Genomic DNA, 17,110 nt, shown 5'->3' on the forward strand with positions numbered 1-17,110 from the left:
ATGTTTTCAAAGATTTTAATCGCGAATCGTGGAGAAATTGCTCTTCGTATTTTACGGGCATGTCGTGAAATGGGAATTAAAACCGTTGCTGTGCATTCAACTGCGGATACAGATGCAATGCATGTGCGTTTGGCAGATGAAAGCGTATGTATTGGTCCTCCTTCAGTCACAGACAGTTATTTGAATAAGAGGGCAATTTTATCTGCAGCAGCCATCACAGGAGCCGAAGCAATTCATCCCGGTTATGGTTTTCTTTCCGAGAATGCAGATTTTGCCGAACTGGTTGAAGAGCATGGATTTGTTTTTATTGGTCCTTCTGCCCAGCATATTCGTATGATGGGTGATAAGATCCAGGCCAAAACAACCATGAAGAAATTCAATGTTCCTCTGGTTCCAGGTTCAGATGGGGCCCTGTCAGATCTTGCTACAGCAAAAGAGGTTGCAAATAAGATTGGTTATCCAGTTTTGATCAAGGCTTCTGCTGGGGGTGGAGGTCGCGGCATGAAAGTTGCCTCTACAGAAACAGAGCTGGAAGAGGCGTGGCAGGTTGCAAGGGCTGAAGCAAAAATGGCTTTTGGTAATGACGAAGTTTATATGGAAAAATATTTGGATAAACCTCGTCATATAGAAGTTCAGATTATTGGCGATCAACATGGTAATGTCTTATTTTTGGGTGAGCGGGACTGTTCTTTGCAAAGACGGCATCAAAAAGTGTTGGAAGAAGCTTTGTCTCCTTGTCTAACTGTAAAGGAACGTGATTTTATTGGTAAAGTTGCCACCCATGCCATGCAGCAATTAGGATATAAAAATGCCGGTACGCTTGAATTTCTTTATCAGGATGGACAATTTTGTTTTATTGAGATGAATACGCGTTTACAGGTTGAACATCCTGTTACCGAACTGGTTACCGATGTTGATCTTGTTGCAGAGCAAATTCGTGTGGCTGCAGGTGAAAAATTAAAATTAAGCCAAAAAGACATTCAGTTTAAAGGACATGCAATAGAATGCCGTATTAATGCCGAGGACCCTGAAAATTTTGTACCCAATCCTGGAAAAATCGAAGTTTTTCATTCTCCAGGTGGACTGGGGGTTCGTTTGGATAGCGCTTTATATGTTGGTTATACTATTCCACCATATTATGATAGTATGATTGCCAAATTAATTGCCTATGGACATGACAGGGCAACCGCAATTGCAAGAATGCAAAGAGCATTGGAGGAAATGGTTGTGACAGGTGTAAAAACAACCATTCCATTACAGCAGAAAATATTGGCAGATAAAGAGTTCCAGAAAGGTGACTATACCATTCATTGGCTGGAACATTTTATTGAGAAAAATAAAGCTGAATATAATTGAAGCTTTATTCATTATAAGTGATTGCTGAAAATAAGGGGACGTCAATTTTTTCGCGTCCCTTTAAATTTTTTAGTTCAATTAAGGCAGCTGCTCCGATGATATTGGCACCAGTTTTACGTAAAAGTTTAATAGCGGCCTGCAACGTTCCACCAGTTGCGAGCAAGTCATCAATAATAACAACGCGCTGTCCGGGCTTGATTGCATCTTCCTGAATATGGATACAATTTTGTCCATATTCCAAATCGTAATCAATTGAAATCGTTTTTCCAGGCAATTTGCCGGGTTTACGAATCATTATCATTCCACAGCCTAATGCTGTTGCAAGGGGTGATGCACTAACAAATCCTCTTGATTCAATTCCGGCAATTAGATCGGGTTGCCAAGCTGCAATTCCATGTGCCATACGTGCAGAAGCAATCTGCCAGGCATCAGCATTGCGTAGAAGTGTGGAGATATCGTAAAATAATATGCCTTCATGAGGATAGTTAGGAATAGTACGAATATATTTTTTTAAATCTATATTGGTGGGCGGTGTGAAATCTGTTTGATTAGGTGCGTTGCTCATTTCTAACAATCATTAATAAATTTAACATAAACCATTCATGTTTTAAAAGGTTCAAATACGTCACGCAATAAATTTATTGATCTTATGAATGTAGGTTATTTTTCTGCCAGTTTTTTTTTCTTTTTTCACAAAACTTTTCCACAAAAGGCATTAATCGTAGGATAAAATATGGTTTTAGCATCAAAAGTTTAGTTTGCAATCCTGACCATTTGGGAATGTAATATTCCAATCCTTTTTTCTTGAGGGCTTTCATAATTGTTTTACAGACAATTTCGGGTTCAAGAGGTGGAGAGCAGAAATTAAGCAAAGACCCTCCATTTTGCATTTCATTATGAAGCATTTGCGTGTCAATGGCGCCAGGAAAAATGGATGAAACATATATTTTCCGGGGACGGAGCTCCATGGCCAACGCCAAGGCAAATCCACGTAAACCATATTTACTGGCAGAATATAATGCGCTGTCTTTTAGGGGGAAAATACCTCCCAATGAATTTATAAAAACAATTGAGCTTTTTTTACGCATAAGCGGAAGTAAGCCTTTGGTCAAAAAAATGGCTCCATTAAGATTTACCTGAAGTTGGTTAAGTATTAATTGATCACTTAAATTTGAAAACGAACCTGGATAAATATTTCCTGCACAATGGATTAAAGCATTAATGTGATGGAATTGTTTTTTAATATCCTCACATAAATACTGTATTTCATTAAGATGAGAAATATCGCAAATACGAATAATGACTTTATCTCCATAATGTAGAGAAATTTGTTCTAATTGCGCAAGATTTCTTGCAATCATAATAATTTTGTAATGTTCTTCTAAAAGGTAAGAAACAAGTTTTTTGCCCAACCCCCCGGTTGCTCCAGTAAGAACAGCGATTTTATTAGATTGTTTAAAAATATTTAAATTCATTTAGATAAATCTCAAACTTAAAAGGTCATTATACTAAGTTATAGAATACTATTTAATTAAGTATAACATAATATTTTAAAATATAAGATATTTAGGTTTATATAGCGTAATTAATCAAACTTGTTTATTTTTACCATAAAATAATTTTATGAATTAAATGTTATAAGAAGTATCGAGCAATGAATAAAATTGTTGTTTTAACTGGAGCCGGGATCAGTCAGGAATCGGGCCTTGATACGTTTCGTGATGCTAATGGCATCTGGGCGAAATATAATATGGAAGAAGTTTGCACCTTGGAAGGATTTAAGAAAAATCCTGAAAAATTACATGAATTTTATAATCAGTTACGTTCGAATTTGCCTAAATATTTACCCAATGCCGCTCATATTGCCTTGGCGAAACTTGAACAGGCTGTCTTGAAAAAAGAAATTGAAGCTGAATTGGTTTTGATAACGCAAAATATTGATGATTTACATGAACGTGCCGGGAGCCGTTTTCTTTATCATATGCATGGAGAATTGTACAAGATAAGATGCACAACATGTGATCGACGTATGGAATGGCATAAGTCATGTTTTCCATATACATCTTGTCCATATTGTCATGCTGTGACATTACGGCCAGATATTGTATGGTTTGGGGAAATGCCTTATTATATGCAAGAAATTGGAAGGGCATTATCAGATTGTAACTTATTTGTCGCCATTGGTACTTCCGGTGTAGTCTATCCGGCTGCTGGGTTTGTAAACGAAGTACAGGGGCGAGCGAAAACAATCGAGTTAAATCTGGAACATTCTATGGGCACATCAAATTTTGATGAATCCTGGCAAGGTTCAGCAACAGAATTGGTTCCCGAATTTGTCAATTATTTATTAAACGCCTATCAGAAATAAGGGAAAAGAATGACTGACTCTTTAAACCGTCTTTTGAAAGAGGTTCGGGCTTGTCATATCTGCAGGGATTTACCTTTGGGTCCAAAACCCATTTTGCAGGTAGGTTCGTCTAAAGTGCGGTTGTTAATCACTGGACAGGCGCCAGGTACACGTGCACATGAAACGGGAATAACGTTTAATGATCCTTCGGGGGATCGTTTGCGTGAATGGATGGGAATTAACCGATCCTTATTTTATAATGATCAATTGATTTCAATTATTCCAATGGGATTTTGTTATCCAGGCAGTTATGAAAGAGGTGGGGATTTACCTCCTCGTAAAGAATGTGCGCCACAATGGAGAGCCAAACTTTTGAAATTATTGCCTAATATTGAATTGACCCTTCTGGTTGGATCTTATGCACAAAATTATGTCTTGGGAAAAGGAAGCCTAACAGAACGAGTTAAGAATTTTCGGGATTATTTACCTAATTTTTTGCCTCTTCCTCATCCTTCATGGCGGACAAGAATTTGGGCAAAAAAGAACCCTTTTTTTGAAACGGAAGTTTTACCAGAGTTGAAAAAAAGGGTTTGCGATATTTTGAATTTAGACATGAAATCTTAAATAATTATTTAATAACTTATTATATTAAATATAAGGAAACTATATATTGGCTGAAGTTGAAAAATAATTATTTTATAGCCAACTTATAATTTTTCCAACATTTTGTATATGAATTTTAGATTGTTCTTTTTTGGATAAAAGATTATATGCCAAGATAAAATCTGCATAGGTTATATCTTCACTATTTTGATATAAGTAATTATAAAAACTGTATAGATCATGTACAGAATCAGGTGAAACATTGAAATTAATTTCTAAATCCTTTGATTTCAGTTGAAGGTATTCCCATTCCTTACAAATGTTTCTGTTGGCGTCTACATCTCCAAAAAAACCTGATTCAGGATTTAATGACATAAATTTTTTAGAATAAGGTGTTTGTAATGAGTAATATGGTGTATCATTAACTGGTTGAATTGAAAATTGATAGGTAGAGGAAAATTTATTTAAAAATTTAATAATGAAAGGAATAGTGGATATAGAATTACTTTCTTTATAAAATAGATAAATCAAATTTGGTTTATGATTATATATAATACCGTATATTGGTATCATATTTTGAATATCTTCAAAATTAAATAAATATCCTTCTCGCATATGTAAAGCTAGATACCGTTCTTTTGTTGAGCAAAGGCTAAAACAACTTGTTTGTTTGTTGTTGGATTTTTTCTTGTTAAAAGATCCCGTAATTTCAAATATATAACGATATACACATTCTTGTTTAAGAGTTACTAATATTTCGTTGGCTTTTTTTATAAAATCTTTTCTTTCCTGATGTTCTATATCATTTCTATTGAAATGTTTCCATCGACCTTCTGAATTTATTAAATCTGTATTTAAACGATTTTGAATTCTAATTATATAGTCTTCCATTGATCGATTAATATAATGGTTGATGCATGCATTATTCCAAATAACAGTATCACTATCCGCACGTTTATCTTGAATAGATTCTCCATATGCATTTGCATAATTTTGTGGGACTGTTTTAAAATGATGGGGATTTGTATATTCAAATGAATAATCTTTAGGCCTTATAAAACATTTTGTTAATAATGTATCAGAAAAGTTTTTATCACAGTGCTTAGTATAAGCTTCGTAAGTAGGAATCTTGCTTTTTAAAACTCTGTCAGAGTTTCCATAAATTCTCCAATTTAAAGAAACACCATTATAGTTTGAAAATTTTTCAAGAAAATCCTGTATAGATAGGTCGTGTTCTAGTGATACATATTCATCGGCATCTAAAAATCCAATCCAGTCATATTCTTGATCCAATGCTTTTCGACAAGCGTCTTCGAATGCATTAGCTTGTCGATCATAAAAATAAGGCATATTAGCAGGATTTGTTAGTTCAATTTCAATGTTATATATATTAGAAACAGTTTTTAATATTTCATAAGTGCCATCTGTTGAATGATCATCATAAATAAAAAATTTATCGATACCGATAGCAAGATGCCAAGAAATCCATGATAAAATGTTTGGATTTTCATTTTTAAGAAATAAAGCGAGACAAATTTTCATATTTAAATAACTTCTTTTAGAAAAATAAAAATAATACTATAATAATATCAAAAAATTAATTATTTTTTTAAATTTTTCTTAATGTTAAGTTATTAATATTTATGTATATTGTCTATTTGTCACCCTTTTCTGAGGAAGATTTGTTATTGGATAACTGATTTATATTATTTAGATATTCAGATAAGATGTTATTTCTTACTGCATCTGTATTTGCCAGATAATTTGTATAACAAACAATGGTCATGACTAAAGAGCTTTCTGTAATGTTATCAACCCATATATAGGGTTTCGGATCATCTAGAACATCTTTTTGTTTTTCCATGATTTTCATGATTAACGTGCGTGCTTGATCCAATTGTTGAATGGTAATTACAGGTAATTTAAATGAAACCAGACCCATATGACGTCCACGGGTGGCATTCTGAACAGAAGATGTGATAATTTGTGAATTTGGAACAATTAGGGTTGAAAAATCTGACAAACGAATTTCGGTAGCTCTTACTTTGATGCTCATTACCACTCCTTTAACACCATTTATGATAACCGTATCCCCTATGCGGACGGGTCTTTCAGCGAGAAGGATAAGACCGGAAACAAAATTCTGGACAATGGCTTGTAAACCGAAACCAATACCGACAGAAAGAGCGCTGACAATCCAGGTAATGTTTTGAGTTGTTACCCCAAGGATGGATAAATCAATAATGGCGACAACGACCCAACAGCAATAATTGAAAATTGTATCAATTGAATTACAGGTTGCATTATCCAGACTGGTTTTTGGGAAGAAGTTTTTATTTAACCAGTTTCTGACAATTCTTATACAATATATACCAATGAAAAATACCAAGATTGCCTCGGCGATTGTTGAAAAGGAAAATGTAAAGTTACCTATTTTTTGGTTGGTTAGGGTGGTTGTTAAATGTTGGATGAAGACGACCAGATCAAAATTGCCGGGGGAAATAATGGAAACAATTGTCAGAATGACAGTTGTTAGTGTGATGACACCGGTAATGATGGTTGATAATTGTTCCATGCTTTGAGGTTTTATGCCTAAAAGTTGTATTTTTTTACCCAGCCAGCGATCCGGATCAAAGATGAGGTTTGTTATATCATTCAAAAGTATTCTTAAAAGACTTAAAGTACTGAAAACCAGAATTACCCAATTAAGCCATACACACATTGAATAACCCAAATGGATGTATCCTGTTAGGATGGCAACAATAGAGATGATACAGAATAATGGGAGCCCGATTGCAACGATAAGAAGTGTGATATCCGGACTTTGATTATTTTGTGCTGAATGAAGTTTGATTCTTTTCTGACCTACTTCGCGAAGCTTTATGGGAATGGATAAAAAAAGGATTGAGGCGACACAGGCAAAAAAACCATTGCATAATTGCTGTGCTATAATACTTACACCACTAACATTATTGATATAACGGACAATTCCAAGAAGCAGGATAATGGCCATATAAATATTGGGTAGAATATTGATTGAATGCGCAACTTCATCACCAATGGGCAATAACCGCCATTGTGGATTTTTTACAGCAAGAAAACCTCGATAAAGTCCAAAGATGAAACCGCAAAAATAAAGTTGGTGAATTATGTTTTGTGCAAAAGCATAGGCTTGTGGGCTGATCGTATTGTGGTTATTAATGGTTACCAAAATGAGTGTGGCAGATAATCCTGCGGTAAGAGAGGCTATTATTGCTGAACACAGCGTCATTAAACTGCGTCTAAGACGTGTGGGGGGAATGAATTTTTCTGTGAACTGTACCAGTCCTTTTTCAATAAGAGGACGTAGGATGAAAATTAACAGAATAGCGCCAAGAAAACCTGCAAGCATTGTAAGACGGCTTCCCCAGCCATCTTGCCATGTTTTGGTGAATAAACTGCCAAAATCAGAATATAGTTTATTTATGCGGGAACTGTCATCATCGTAATGAATGGCAATTTCATGCCAAAAATTATAACCTAGGGGGGAGGATATGCGGGTAAATAACTGCACCTGTTGAATCTTGGATAAAGCCTGCTGAATTTGTGCAACCTGACTATTGGCTTCCAAGGATATGATTGTTGCCTGCTGAATTTTTGCGCTAAGATCATTTCTATTTTGAATAAAGGATTTTTGTCGATCATTTAAATTTTTAATATCATCTTTATTTTTATCACTTCCTGTATTTTGGATAACGTTATCCAGTAGCTTTAAAGCCTGATTATATCCCTTCAGACGAGGGGTCAAATCAGTTACAATCACATCGGCCGAGGTGGATATCGATCGTGCTTGATTCAGCAGATTTTTGAATTGTGTAAAATCTTCAGAATGCTGAAGGTTTTGTAAGCTTTTATTAATATTTCCCAATTGTTTTATAAGCTTATTTAAAATTGGTTGAGTTGTTGTATCGGGAATATTGAGAAAAACAGGTGTATTTGAAGGGGTTGATGAGGAAATAAGAGAGTTGGCTGCTTCTTGCGCGTGGGTATTTTGTATAGATATTATTCCAAAGGAAAGGAAAAGATTAAATAATAGGTATTGCACTATTTTCATAGAAGCAGCTCCAAGTTTAAAGGCAAATTTGTTTTATTTTATAACGACTTGGTAAAGTAAACTATAAAAATATGTAAAAATATTGTTTTTTTGTACGAAATAAGGCGAAAATGATTTTTTTGGAATGAATTATATGGGAATTGTTAGTAAAATGTATTCTCAAACATTGCTTTATTACAATAAAAACATAATTTCTGAATGAATTAATGATAGCAAACAATCTGATTTATACGTTAACCGCCCCTTATCAGTTTCAGCAAGAAATTCGAAAAAGTATATTTTTGGCACATGCTGTGCCCGTCTATACAGAAATGCAGGTTGGAGAATGGTTGCAACGATTAAAAATACCAGAGGCAACACATAATTGCTGGGCTTATCGTATAGGACAAAATTATAAAAGCAATGATGATGGTGAACCTTCCGGAACAGCAGGGCGACCCATTTTACAAGTTATAGAAAGACAGAATTTTGATTGTACACTAGTAATAGTTATTCGATGGTTTGGCGGTATTAAGCTAGGCGCAGGCGGTCTTATTCGGGCCTATAGTGGAACTGCGGCTGAATGTTTACGTCAGTCTTCCTCCAAATTATATATTCCTAAAAAAGAAATCATAATTGTCTGTTCTTTTTCAGATTATGCTTTGGTAAAAGCCCGTATTGGAGAATATCAAGCAGAAATTGCCATGGAAAATTTTGAATCCATGGATGTGGAGTGTCATCTTGTCGTACCTGAAGAACAGTATTTGGCTTTGAAGCAGCGTTTACTTGATCTGACAAGGGGACAGATATTGATAGAGGATATTATATAGTTAAAGATCGGTGATAAAATACAGGAGGAGAGATGATTTCCTGATCCTTGGGGTATAAGGATCAGTTACGTTTGTATTGACAAAAATTAGAAATCTGTTCCCCCGACGGTCAGGCCGGAAAGTTTAAGGGATGGCTGTCCAACTCCAACCGGTACGCCTTGACCAGCCTTGCCGCAAGTTCCCACCCCTTTATCTAATTCAACTTCATTGCCAATCATTGTGATTTTGGTAAGGGCATCTGGACCATTTCCAATCAGGGTGGCCCCTTTAACTGGATGGGTGACCTTTCCATTTTCTATCAGATACGCCTCTGAAGTAGAGAAGACAAATTTACCAGAGGTAATATCAACCTGACCACCGCCAAAATTGACAGCGTAAAGACCTTTTTTGGTGCTTTTAATCATATCGTCCAACGTATCTTTTCCAGCCAGCATAAATGTATTGGTCATACGAGGAATTGGCGCACAGGCAAAAGATTCTCTACGTCCATTTCCCGTTGATGGTTTATTCATCAGACGGGCGTTCAAACGGTCATAAAGTAATCCTGTCAAAATGCCATCCTCGATCAGGTTTGTCCGTTGAGTTGGAGTTCCCTCATCATCAATATTAAGACTTCCCCGTCGTTCAGAGAGGGTGCCGTCATCAACGACATTAACCCCTGGAGCTGCAATTCTTTTACCCATTAAACCGGCAAAAGCAGAGGTTCCCTTGCGATTGAAATCACCTTCTAATCCGTGGCCGATAGCCTCATGTAACAAAATACCAGGCCATCCAGACCCGAGAACGACATCCATTTCACCGGCAGGTGCAGATTTACTTTCCTGATTGATTAGGGATTGATGCAAGGCTTCATGAACAGCATTTTTCCAAATATTTTCCTGTGTAATATGATCATAACCATAGCGTCCACCACACCCATAGGAACCTATTTCTCGACGTCCATTTTTTTCTGTTATGATGGTAACATTAAGTCGAACCAGAGGACGGATGTCAGCAACACGGAACTGACTGGTCCGGATAATTTGAATGGCCTGCCATTCTGCCGATAGGGATGCGCTTACCTGAACGACATGAGGACTTTTTGAACGGGCATAAGCATCAATTTCATGAAGCAAATGAGCCCGATCGGCAAATTTACCTTGATGAAGTGGGTTGTCAGGGTGATAAAGCTGATGATTGGTCAGGACAGGTTTATCACTGATTATAGATTCATGATCTGATTTCAATTGGCTAACAGTTTCACTGGCACGTTTTAAGGCTTTATCACTTAATTCATTGGAAAAAGCAAATCCTGTTTGAGTATCCAAGACTGATCGTAGGCCAAATCCAGAAGTGATATCTGTTGTCGCGGTTCGAATGGTTCCATCATCAATACTTATCATTTCACTTTCACGATATTCAAGAAATAGTTCTCCATCATCCATGGAAGAAAGGGTCTGATGAATGGATTTTTCTGTCTTATCCCGATCCAGCTGGGTTTTCTGTGGATTAAAAAATATAGAATCTGTCAGGGTCAAGGCATTGATGGGATCAGTCATAAATAATAGCTTTCAAGAGGATCAAAATAAAAAATGTTAGTTATGATAATGATTTATTTTTACGCATATGATGTAGGGCAATCGTAACTGTTGTCAATAAAACGATTGCAAAGGCTTGATGAACGGTGCCTGCCCAGACAGGAACAACAAGCAATAATGTTGTAACCCCCAGGGCGTATTGGATAAGGACAGCCCATCCCATTGCCATAAAGCTGTCCTTGGTCGCCTTGTCCAATGAGGATTTCAGACCTGTCATAACGGTTATTAGAATCATTATGCCCGTAAATGTTGCCAGGAGCCTATGATTGAATTGAATGGTTGAAATATTTTCAAACCAGTTTAGCCAGAAAGGGGATAGTCTATTATAATCAGCAGGAATCAGGTGGCCGTTCATTAGGGGAAAACTGTTAAAGGAATGACCCGCATGGGTTCCTGCAGTAAAACCACCGGCAACAATGGTGACTAGCAATAAAATGAAATCTGTTTTCAATAAGGTTTTAATAAATTTTATGGCTGGATTTTGGGTCAGTGGATTGGGAACAGGGTGGCGTAATGAAAGGGCTGTCCATAAAATAGCGATATAGAGAATAATGGCGCAGGCTAGATGCAAAACGAGACGGACCGGTTCAACCGCGGTACTGTTTGCTCTGAATCCAGAATGAACCATGAACCAGCCAATACCGCCCTGTAATCCACCGAGAATAAAAAAAATGAACAGGCGCAGAGCCAGTTGTTTTGTGATCATTTTTTTATAAATAAACCAGATTAAGGGTAAAATGAGAACCAGACCTATTAATCTTCCCAGAAAACGATGGCTCCATTCAGCCCAGAAAATCTGTTTAAATCCATCCAGTCCAAACCCATTGTTAAGAATTTGATATTGTGGAATGGTTTTATAAAGATCGAATTCCCGAACCCATTCTGCGTGGCTTAGAGGGGGGATGATACCAGTGATTGGACGCCAATCCATGATGGACAGACCGGAACCCGTTAGTCGTGTATATCCCCCAAGGGCTATCATGCAAAGAAGCATAAAGCAGATGAGGAACAGCCACGTTGAAATTGATTTATTGTTTTGCATGAGTAAAGAGATTCTAAATAAATGATAAAGGGTATCGTTTTAAAGAAAAGTGAGATATTGTGTTTTTTTTAGTCCTATAAGAAGGTTTTTGCAAGTCAAGCCTTTCATAAGGTCAATAATTTAGTTGTGTTATGAAAAGAAATAAAAATTTAACTCAATACAAAACACTAATTGGTCAAGTAATAAAACCATTATGTATGGTTTTTGGAATTGTTATTGTTCTTTTACTTGCTCGTTATTTTCACGGCTTTGATTTGTTTTTAAATGATCATACGTTATTAAGGCGTGGGATAAAAGGTCCCCTGATTTTCTTATCCATTGCCATCATTATGTGCATGGTCGGTTTTCCAAGACAGCTTGTCTGTCTGACGGCTGGGGTGGTATACGGTTTTTGGTTGGGTATTTTTTACGCCACGATTGCGACTGTCATAGGAGCGTTATTGGCCTATAACTGGGCCCGGTGGCTGGGACGTGAATGGGGGAAAAAATATCTTTCCCATGCAAAACTAAAAAAAATTCATCATTTTATTCAAACAAACCCTTTTCATACCGTTCTTATCTGCCGTTTGATGCCTGTGGGCTCTTCCGTTCTGTTGAATACCATGGCTGGTATAGTTGGTATTTCCGTTATGCCTTTTATCTGTGCCACTTTTCTGGGAAGCTTTCCACAAACGGTTGTTTTTGTTTTACTCGGCGGCGGAATTCGGATTGGCCATTTTGGGCAAATTACGTTAAGTTTACTTTTATTGACTGTTTCAATACTTGCTGGTTTGATTTTAATGAAACGTTCTTTTAACAAAAAAGATGATTTATTATTGCCTGAATAATTATAAAATCATTATAATTTCCTTAGGATATTTCAAGGAGGCTATTGATGTTAAAGCTTTATACAATTCCAGGCGCTTGTTCAACAGGATGTCATATTGCCCTATATTGGTGCAAAGCTGATTTTGACTTTGAAATTGTTGATCATGATGGTTTAAAAAAGGATGAATTTCTTAAATTGAATCCATCAGGTCAGGTGCCCGTATTGGTTGATGATCGGTTTGTGCTGACTGAAAATGTCGCCATCATGAATTATATTGCGGATTCTTTTCCACAAGGGAAGCTGCTCGGAGATGGTAGTAAGCAACAAAGGGCAGTGGCTTTGCGTTGGTTGGCTTTTGTAAATTCCGATATTCATCCTGTATTCGGTTTGATTTTTGGAGGACAACAAATCAGCGGCGATCAAAAAGTGATTGAAATCCTTGATACTGCCGCTCGTAAAAAACTTCATAAATTATACGGTCAGGTTGATAAACAACTGGCGGAAAAGGAATGGATCGCGGGTTTCCGTAGTGTGGCAGATCCATATTTATTCATGACCTTGACCTGGGTTCAAAATCTAAAAATAGATATTTCGAGTTATAAGAATCTGTTGCAGTTTTATATGAGAATGCAAAAAGATGATGGGGTTCTTGCTGTTTTCAAGGCGGAAGGTATTCCGAATTTCATTTAATGTCCAAATAAGGTATGATGAAAATGAAATTTCATTTTCATCATTTTGGAAAATTATTTTATCCATTATTTGACAAGATTAATTTTTGCATATTTTATAATCTTTTCATCGTTCAATAGATAAAGCTCGTCAATTAATCCGATTTGCAGACTGCCGGGGGCGTTGATATGTTGCATAGCGATATCGGCGGCAATGCCAATAAAAGCCATTGCCGCGGAACAAGCATATAGGGTGTTTTTTTCAACAGCCAGGCATGCTGCGGTGATGGCGGTTGCTGCACAACCAGATCCTGTTACTTTGGTTAAGAGAGGGTGGCTGTTTCTTACGGAGACACTCTCTTTTCCGTTGGTGATATAATCTGTTTGGCCACTGATTGACACAGTGGTTTTATAAGATAAGGCCAGTTGTTTAGCGGCTTCCAGTGCATCATGAGAGGAATCAAGACTATCCACTCCATGGCCCTGTGTTCGAAGAGATGTATTTTGATGATAATGGTAAAGACTGATAATTTCTGACGCATTTCCTCGAATGGCATTGGGGAAATTCTGTAAAAGACTGAGCGTTGTTTTAGCTCGATAAAGAGAGGCACTGATGCCCACCGGATCGAGTATCCATGGAATGTTTTGCTGGTATGCGGTACGACTGGCCAACTGCATGGAGCGTAATTGGGGTGTTGATAAAGTCCCGATATTGATAACCAGAGCGTTGGATTTTTGAACGAATTCCTCAACTTCCTCCTCCGCATTGGCCATGGCGGGTGATGCGCCAAGCCCAAGTAAAATATTTGCGGTAAATTGGGTTGCAACCTGATTGGTTATATTGAGGATAAGTGGATTTTTTGCGCGTATGGCATGAAGAGTGGAAATTAGGATATTGGGTTCGATCATGATAATACAAAGTTTTTGTTTTATAGGTTATGGTTTATGAATGGAGATTATAGACTATTTCGTTGCAAAAGATATCTGCCTTACGTAATCTAGAGATAATAATGTCTTTTAAAATTTGAGAGAATAATAAAGTGGATCTTGGTCTAAAAAATAAAAAAGTGCTTATTAGTGGCGGTTCCAAAGGAATTGGATTGGCGATTGCCCAAAAATTTATTGATGAAGGTGCGTTTGTCAGTATTTGTGCCAGAAATCAGCAAGGTATCGATAAGGCTATTCTGCAATTGGGTGACCGGGCCATGGGCATGACTGTTGATATTAACAAGGCGGATGAAGTTGAAAGATGGATCAAGGAAAGTCATAAAAAGATGGGTGGGCTTGATCATGTGGTGGCGAATGTAAGCGCTCTTGCCTCGGGACGGGATCTGCAAACCTGGAAAAAGGCGGTTGATACAGACCTGTTAGGTACCGTTGCCCTGGTTAACGAGACATTGCCTTATTTAACCAAACAGAAAAACGGATCAATTGTTATCATATCCAGTGTTTCCGCTTCTGAAATAGACGTATTTGCTGAACCATATGGTGCCTTAAAGGCTGCCTTGAATCATTATGGCAAATCGGTTGCACTAAGAGTTGCAGAACACAATGTAAGGGTTAATCTTGTTTCTCCAGGAACAATTTATTTTAAGGGAGGGATATGGGATCAAATTGAACGGGAGCAGCCTGAACTTTATAATACAGCCTTGAAGAATAACCCGTTAGGTCGTATGGGAACACCAGAGGATGTGGCCTCAACAGTTGTTTTTCTGACAAGTGAACAGGCAAGTTTTATTACCGGAAGCAACCTTGTTGTTGATGGTGGCATGACAAAACGCGTGTAAAATTATTGATATATTGCCTGTTCCAAGGCCTTTTTAAAATCAAATAGGCGGTATCGGGCAATTTAACCGGTTATATATATTATATTCTTTAAATAAGGTTAACCAATTATTTTAATATCATATGATAGAAATAATGAATTTATCTGAACAATTTATAATATTATGAAAAATTATACATTAATTCAGCAAGTTGTTTTATTTTTAAAAAATAATCCGCATAAACGATTTACCGCGCGTGAAATTGCAATTCAATTAGTTAAAATTTATCCTGATTATTATAAACAAAAAAGACTAAATAGCCAGCAGCGTTTTACCTCGGAAAATTCTTTTATTTCTCAAATTGTTGCTGAAATTGGTTCACGTATTAAAAGGTTAACACAATCAAATGCAGGAATATTGATTTAGGACCAACCTCGACCAAGAGTTTACGAATGGAAAGGTAATTCCAGGCTCAAGAGCAATTTTATAGATAAACTGAAAGATGAAGAAAATGCAGGTAAAGACATTTTAAATTTGCCATTAAAAAAGATGAATTATACGGAAGCTGATCTTTATCCTTTATTGATTGAGTATCTTGGTACGGAATATAATTTAAAATGTGATAGGATCAATGAAAAATTTTCTAAAAAAGGTAAAGGGGAAAATGGCAATAAATGGTTGCATCCGGATATTGTTGCTTTGCAGGCAGTGACTGAAGACTGGAATAGTTTGGTTAAAACTTGTGTACAGTCAGGGGATGCTAAAATGGCTTATCTATGGTCTTTTGAGGTAAAAAAACAGATTTCCCGCTCAACGGTTCGTCAATATTTTTTTCAAGCCGTTAGTAATTCCAGTTGGGCAAATTACGGTTATCTGGTGAGTGCAAGCATTCCAGATGATGGAACGATGAATGAGCTGAGAATGTTGTCGGCTTTACATGGTATTGGGTTAATTATACTTAAAACAGATAATGTAATTGATAGTCAGATAATGATTCCTGCGGCATTTAGAGCAGAGGTGGATTGGTGCTCGGTAAACCGGTTGGTTGAAGAAAATGTGGATATGAGATTGTTTATTCAAAAAGTTGCCAGTTATTATAAAAGCGGTTTGTTACAAAAAACTGGATGGAGTAATGATTTACTAAAAGTTGAGAGTAATTAAATATAAATTATTAATATATATTAATTTAACTATAAAAAACTGATTTGATTAAAATAATTCTTAAATAAATATATAAATATTTTCTAATATGTTATAATTTGCAGAGTAAAAATGAATTTATTCAGTGTTTTATTCATATAAGAGATTTTTCATGAATTTTTATATGTTGGTTTTTGTAAAATTTATTATCGGCTTTGCTGTTGTAATTTTTTATTTTAATCAGTCCGGCAAAACGCAGCTTTCCCAAATGACCCCTATTGATCTGATTGGAAATTTTATATTGGGTGGAATAATTGGGGGGGTTATTTATACAGATAGTATTTCTCTGTCTCGTTATATTGTTGTCTTGATAATTGGCACTCTATTAATGCATTTTCTAAATTATATTGCCAAGAAATTTGATGTTTTCCGTGCCTTGGCCTTGGGTAACACGATTGTTTTTATTAAAAACGGTTCTTTATTAATGGATAATATCCAGGATAAAAAAAATAAAATTGATATTATCAATATTATGTCCAGTTTACATTCCAGAGGCATTGGTTCAATGCAGGAAATATATTATGCCCAAATTGAGCCTAATGGATCGTTGACTGTTAAAAATAAAGAGGAAAAGGATCCTTCCGTCATTTTAATCCTTGATAGCGAGATCAAGGATTGTCCATCCCATTTGTTGGATATAAGTCAAGATACGGTCCAGCATTTACTTGATAAATATTCCTTGAAACTGGAGGATGTTTATCTAGCCGAATACTACGATAAAAAGATCATGTTTGCTTTATATGACGGTAAAAGAATAACTATTCCATTTTATTGAGCATCTATAGTGCTATATAAATTAATTTGAATATTTAAGTTTTTGTTTTTTAGTTTATTTTTGAAA

The 17,110-nt window shown here is 36.2% G+C and carries 17 protein-coding genes; 10 read left to right on the top strand and 7 right to left on the bottom strand.

What is annotated here, in order from left to right; genetic code table 11:
- Window positions 1-1,356: an acetyl-CoA carboxylase biotin carboxylase subunit gene (gene accC / locus GN303_RS00330; RefSeq protein WP_110439255.1), complete on the top strand. Its 1,356-nt coding sequence runs from the start codon at window positions 1-3 to the stop codon at window positions 1,354-1,356.
- 4 nt (window positions 1,357-1,360) lie between these two features.
- Here the strand turns inward: accC and GN303_RS00335 are convergent, their stop codons facing one another.
- A complete protein-coding gene (locus tag GN303_RS00335; protein WP_110439256.1) occupies window positions 1,361-1,921 on the bottom strand; it encodes an adenine phosphoribosyltransferase in 561 nt (186 codons plus the stop codon).
- 82 nt (window positions 1,922-2,003) lie between these two features.
- Window positions 2,004-2,831, bottom strand: a complete 828-nt coding sequence (locus GN303_RS00340) for an SDR family NAD(P)-dependent oxidoreductase (RefSeq protein ID WP_110439257.1) — start codon at window positions 2,829-2,831, stop codon at window positions 2,004-2,006.
- Between the two features lie 179 nt (window positions 2,832-3,010).
- On the opposite strand from GN303_RS00340, the gene GN303_RS00345 reads away from it, so the two are divergent.
- On the top strand, window positions 3,011-3,724 hold the full coding sequence (locus tag GN303_RS00345) for an NAD-dependent deacylase (RefSeq protein ID WP_110439258.1): 714 nt from the start codon (window positions 3,011-3,013) through the stop codon (window positions 3,722-3,724).
- A gap of 9 nt (window positions 3,725-3,733) precedes the next feature.
- Window positions 3,734-4,327: a uracil-DNA glycosylase family protein gene (locus GN303_RS00350; protein ID WP_110439259.1), complete on the top strand. Its 594-nt coding sequence runs from the start codon at window positions 3,734-3,736 to the stop codon at window positions 4,325-4,327.
- 72 nt (window positions 4,328-4,399) lie between these two features.
- On the opposite strand, the gene GN303_RS00355 is transcribed toward GN303_RS00350, so the two are convergent.
- Window positions 4,400-5,848: a glycosyltransferase family 2 protein gene (locus GN303_RS00355; protein WP_110439260.1), complete on the bottom strand. Its 1,449-nt coding sequence runs from the start codon at window positions 5,846-5,848 to the stop codon at window positions 4,400-4,402.
- A 112-nt stretch (window positions 5,849-5,960) separates the two neighbouring features.
- The gene (locus GN303_RS00360) at window positions 5,961-8,399 is read right to left on the bottom strand and encodes a DUF3772 domain-containing protein (protein WP_110439261.1); all 2,439 of its coding nucleotides are present in this window, start codon (window positions 8,397-8,399) and stop codon (window positions 5,961-5,963) included.
- Window positions 8,400-8,605: 206 nt separating this feature from the next.
- Here GN303_RS00360 and GN303_RS00365 point away from each other — a divergent pair, with 206 nt between their 5' ends.
- Window positions 8,606-9,208: an IMPACT family protein gene (locus GN303_RS00365; protein ID WP_110439262.1), complete on the top strand. Its 603-nt coding sequence runs from the start codon at window positions 8,606-8,608 to the stop codon at window positions 9,206-9,208.
- Window positions 9,209-9,294: 86 nt separating this feature from the next.
- Here GN303_RS00365 and tldD read toward each other — a convergent pair whose 3' ends face one another.
- Both tldD and GN303_RS00375 read right to left on the bottom strand, forming a co-directional pair.
- On the bottom strand, window positions 9,295-10,746 hold the full coding sequence (tldD, locus tag GN303_RS00370) for a metalloprotease TldD (RefSeq protein ID WP_110439263.1): 1,452 nt from the start codon (window positions 10,744-10,746) through the stop codon (window positions 9,295-9,297).
- Between the two features lie 40 nt (window positions 10,747-10,786).
- Window positions 10,787-11,827 carry a COX15/CtaA family protein gene (locus tag GN303_RS00375; RefSeq protein ID WP_110439264.1) on the bottom strand — a complete coding sequence of 347 codons (1,041 nt, stop codon included), beginning with the start codon at window positions 11,825-11,827 and terminating at the stop codon, window positions 10,787-10,789.
- Between the two features lie 131 nt (window positions 11,828-11,958).
- Between GN303_RS00375 and GN303_RS00380 the strand changes: the two genes are divergently transcribed.
- Window positions 11,959-12,654, top strand: a complete 696-nt coding sequence (locus tag GN303_RS00380; RefSeq protein WP_110439265.1) for a TVP38/TMEM64 family protein — start codon at window positions 11,959-11,961, stop codon at window positions 12,652-12,654.
- Window positions 12,655-12,701: 47 nt separating this feature from the next.
- Complete coding sequence (locus tag GN303_RS00385; RefSeq protein WP_110439266.1) at window positions 12,702-13,325, top strand: glutathione S-transferase family protein; 624 nt, start codon at window positions 12,702-12,704, stop codon at window positions 13,323-13,325.
- A gap of 65 nt (window positions 13,326-13,390) precedes the next feature.
- Here GN303_RS00385 and thiM read toward each other — a convergent pair whose 3' ends face one another.
- Window positions 13,391-14,212, bottom strand: coding sequence for a hydroxyethylthiazole kinase (gene thiM / locus GN303_RS00390; RefSeq protein ID WP_110439267.1), 822 nt, complete (start codon window positions 14,210-14,212; stop codon window positions 13,391-13,393).
- Window positions 14,213-14,343: 131 nt separating this feature from the next.
- On the opposite strand from thiM, the gene GN303_RS00395 reads away from it, so the two are divergent.
- From GN303_RS00395 to GN303_RS00405, 4 genes are all read left to right on the top strand, one after another.
- Complete coding sequence (locus GN303_RS00395) at window positions 14,344-15,090, top strand: SDR family NAD(P)-dependent oxidoreductase (RefSeq protein ID WP_110439268.1); 747 nt, start codon at window positions 14,344-14,346, stop codon at window positions 15,088-15,090.
- Between the two features lie 162 nt (window positions 15,091-15,252).
- Complete coding sequence (locus tag GN303_RS08790; protein ID WP_197037455.1) at window positions 15,253-15,495, top strand: hypothetical protein; 243 nt, start codon at window positions 15,253-15,255, stop codon at window positions 15,493-15,495.
- A 123-nt stretch (window positions 15,496-15,618) separates the two neighbouring features.
- The gene (locus GN303_RS08795) at window positions 15,619-16,230 is read left to right on the top strand and encodes a hypothetical protein (protein ID WP_197037456.1); all 612 of its coding nucleotides are present in this window, start codon (window positions 15,619-15,621) and stop codon (window positions 16,228-16,230) included.
- Window positions 16,231-16,381: 151 nt separating this feature from the next.
- On the top strand, window positions 16,382-17,044 hold the full coding sequence (locus GN303_RS00405; protein WP_110439269.1) for a DUF421 domain-containing protein: 663 nt from the start codon (window positions 16,382-16,384) through the stop codon (window positions 17,042-17,044).
- Window positions 17,045-17,110: the final 66 nt, after the last annotated feature.

This window comes from Commensalibacter melissae (assembly GCF_009734185.1).
GTDB lineage: Bacteria > Pseudomonadota > Alphaproteobacteria > Acetobacterales > Acetobacteraceae > Commensalibacter > Commensalibacter melissae.

Excerpts from the sequence above, each read along its gene's own strand:
- thiM (WP_110439267.1), bottom strand. The coding sequence starts at position 14,212 with ATGATCGAACCCAATATCCTAATTTCCACTCTTCATGCCATACGCGCA.
- GN303_RS00345 (WP_110439258.1), top strand. The coding sequence starts at position 3,011 with ATGAATAAAATTGTTGTTTTAACTGGAGCCGGGATCAGTCAGGAATCG.
- GN303_RS00405 (WP_110439269.1), top strand. The coding sequence starts at position 16,382 with ATGAATTTTTATATGTTGGTTTTTGTAAAATTTATTATCGGCTTTGCT.
- GN303_RS00380 (WP_110439265.1), top strand. The coding sequence starts at position 11,959 with ATGAAAAGAAATAAAAATTTAACTCAATACAAAACACTAATTGGTCAA.
- GN303_RS00350 (WP_110439259.1), top strand. The coding sequence starts at position 3,734 with ATGACTGACTCTTTAAACCGTCTTTTGAAAGAGGTTCGGGCTTGTCAT.
- accC (WP_110439255.1), top strand. The coding sequence starts at position 1 with ATGTTTTCAAAGATTTTAATCGCGAATCGTGGAGAAATTGCTCTTCGT.
- GN303_RS00335 (WP_110439256.1), bottom strand. The coding sequence starts at position 1,921 with ATGAGCAACGCACCTAATCAAACAGATTTCACACCGCCCACCAATATA.
- GN303_RS00360 (WP_110439261.1), bottom strand. The coding sequence starts at position 8,399 with ATGAAAATAGTGCAATACCTATTATTTAATCTTTTCCTTTCCTTTGGA.
- GN303_RS00355 (WP_110439260.1), bottom strand. The coding sequence starts at position 5,848 with ATGAAAATTTGTCTCGCTTTATTTCTTAAAAATGAAAATCCAAACATT.
- tldD (WP_110439263.1), bottom strand. The coding sequence starts at position 10,746 with ATGACTGATCCCATCAATGCCTTGACCCTGACAGATTCTATATTTTTT.
- GN303_RS00365 (WP_110439262.1), top strand. The coding sequence starts at position 8,606 with ATGATAGCAAACAATCTGATTTATACGTTAACCGCCCCTTATCAGTTT.
- GN303_RS00385 (WP_110439266.1), top strand. The coding sequence starts at position 12,702 with ATGTTAAAGCTTTATACAATTCCAGGCGCTTGTTCAACAGGATGTCAT.
- GN303_RS08790 (WP_197037455.1), top strand. The coding sequence starts at position 15,253 with ATGAAAAATTATACATTAATTCAGCAAGTTGTTTTATTTTTAAAAAAT.
- GN303_RS00340 (WP_110439257.1), bottom strand. The coding sequence starts at position 2,831 with ATGAATTTAAATATTTTTAAACAATCTAATAAAATCGCTGTTCTTACT.
- GN303_RS00375 (WP_110439264.1), bottom strand. The coding sequence starts at position 11,827 with ATGCAAAACAATAAATCAATTTCAACGTGGCTGTTCCTCATCTGCTTT.
- GN303_RS08795 (WP_197037456.1), top strand. The coding sequence starts at position 15,619 with ATGAATTATACGGAAGCTGATCTTTATCCTTTATTGATTGAGTATCTT.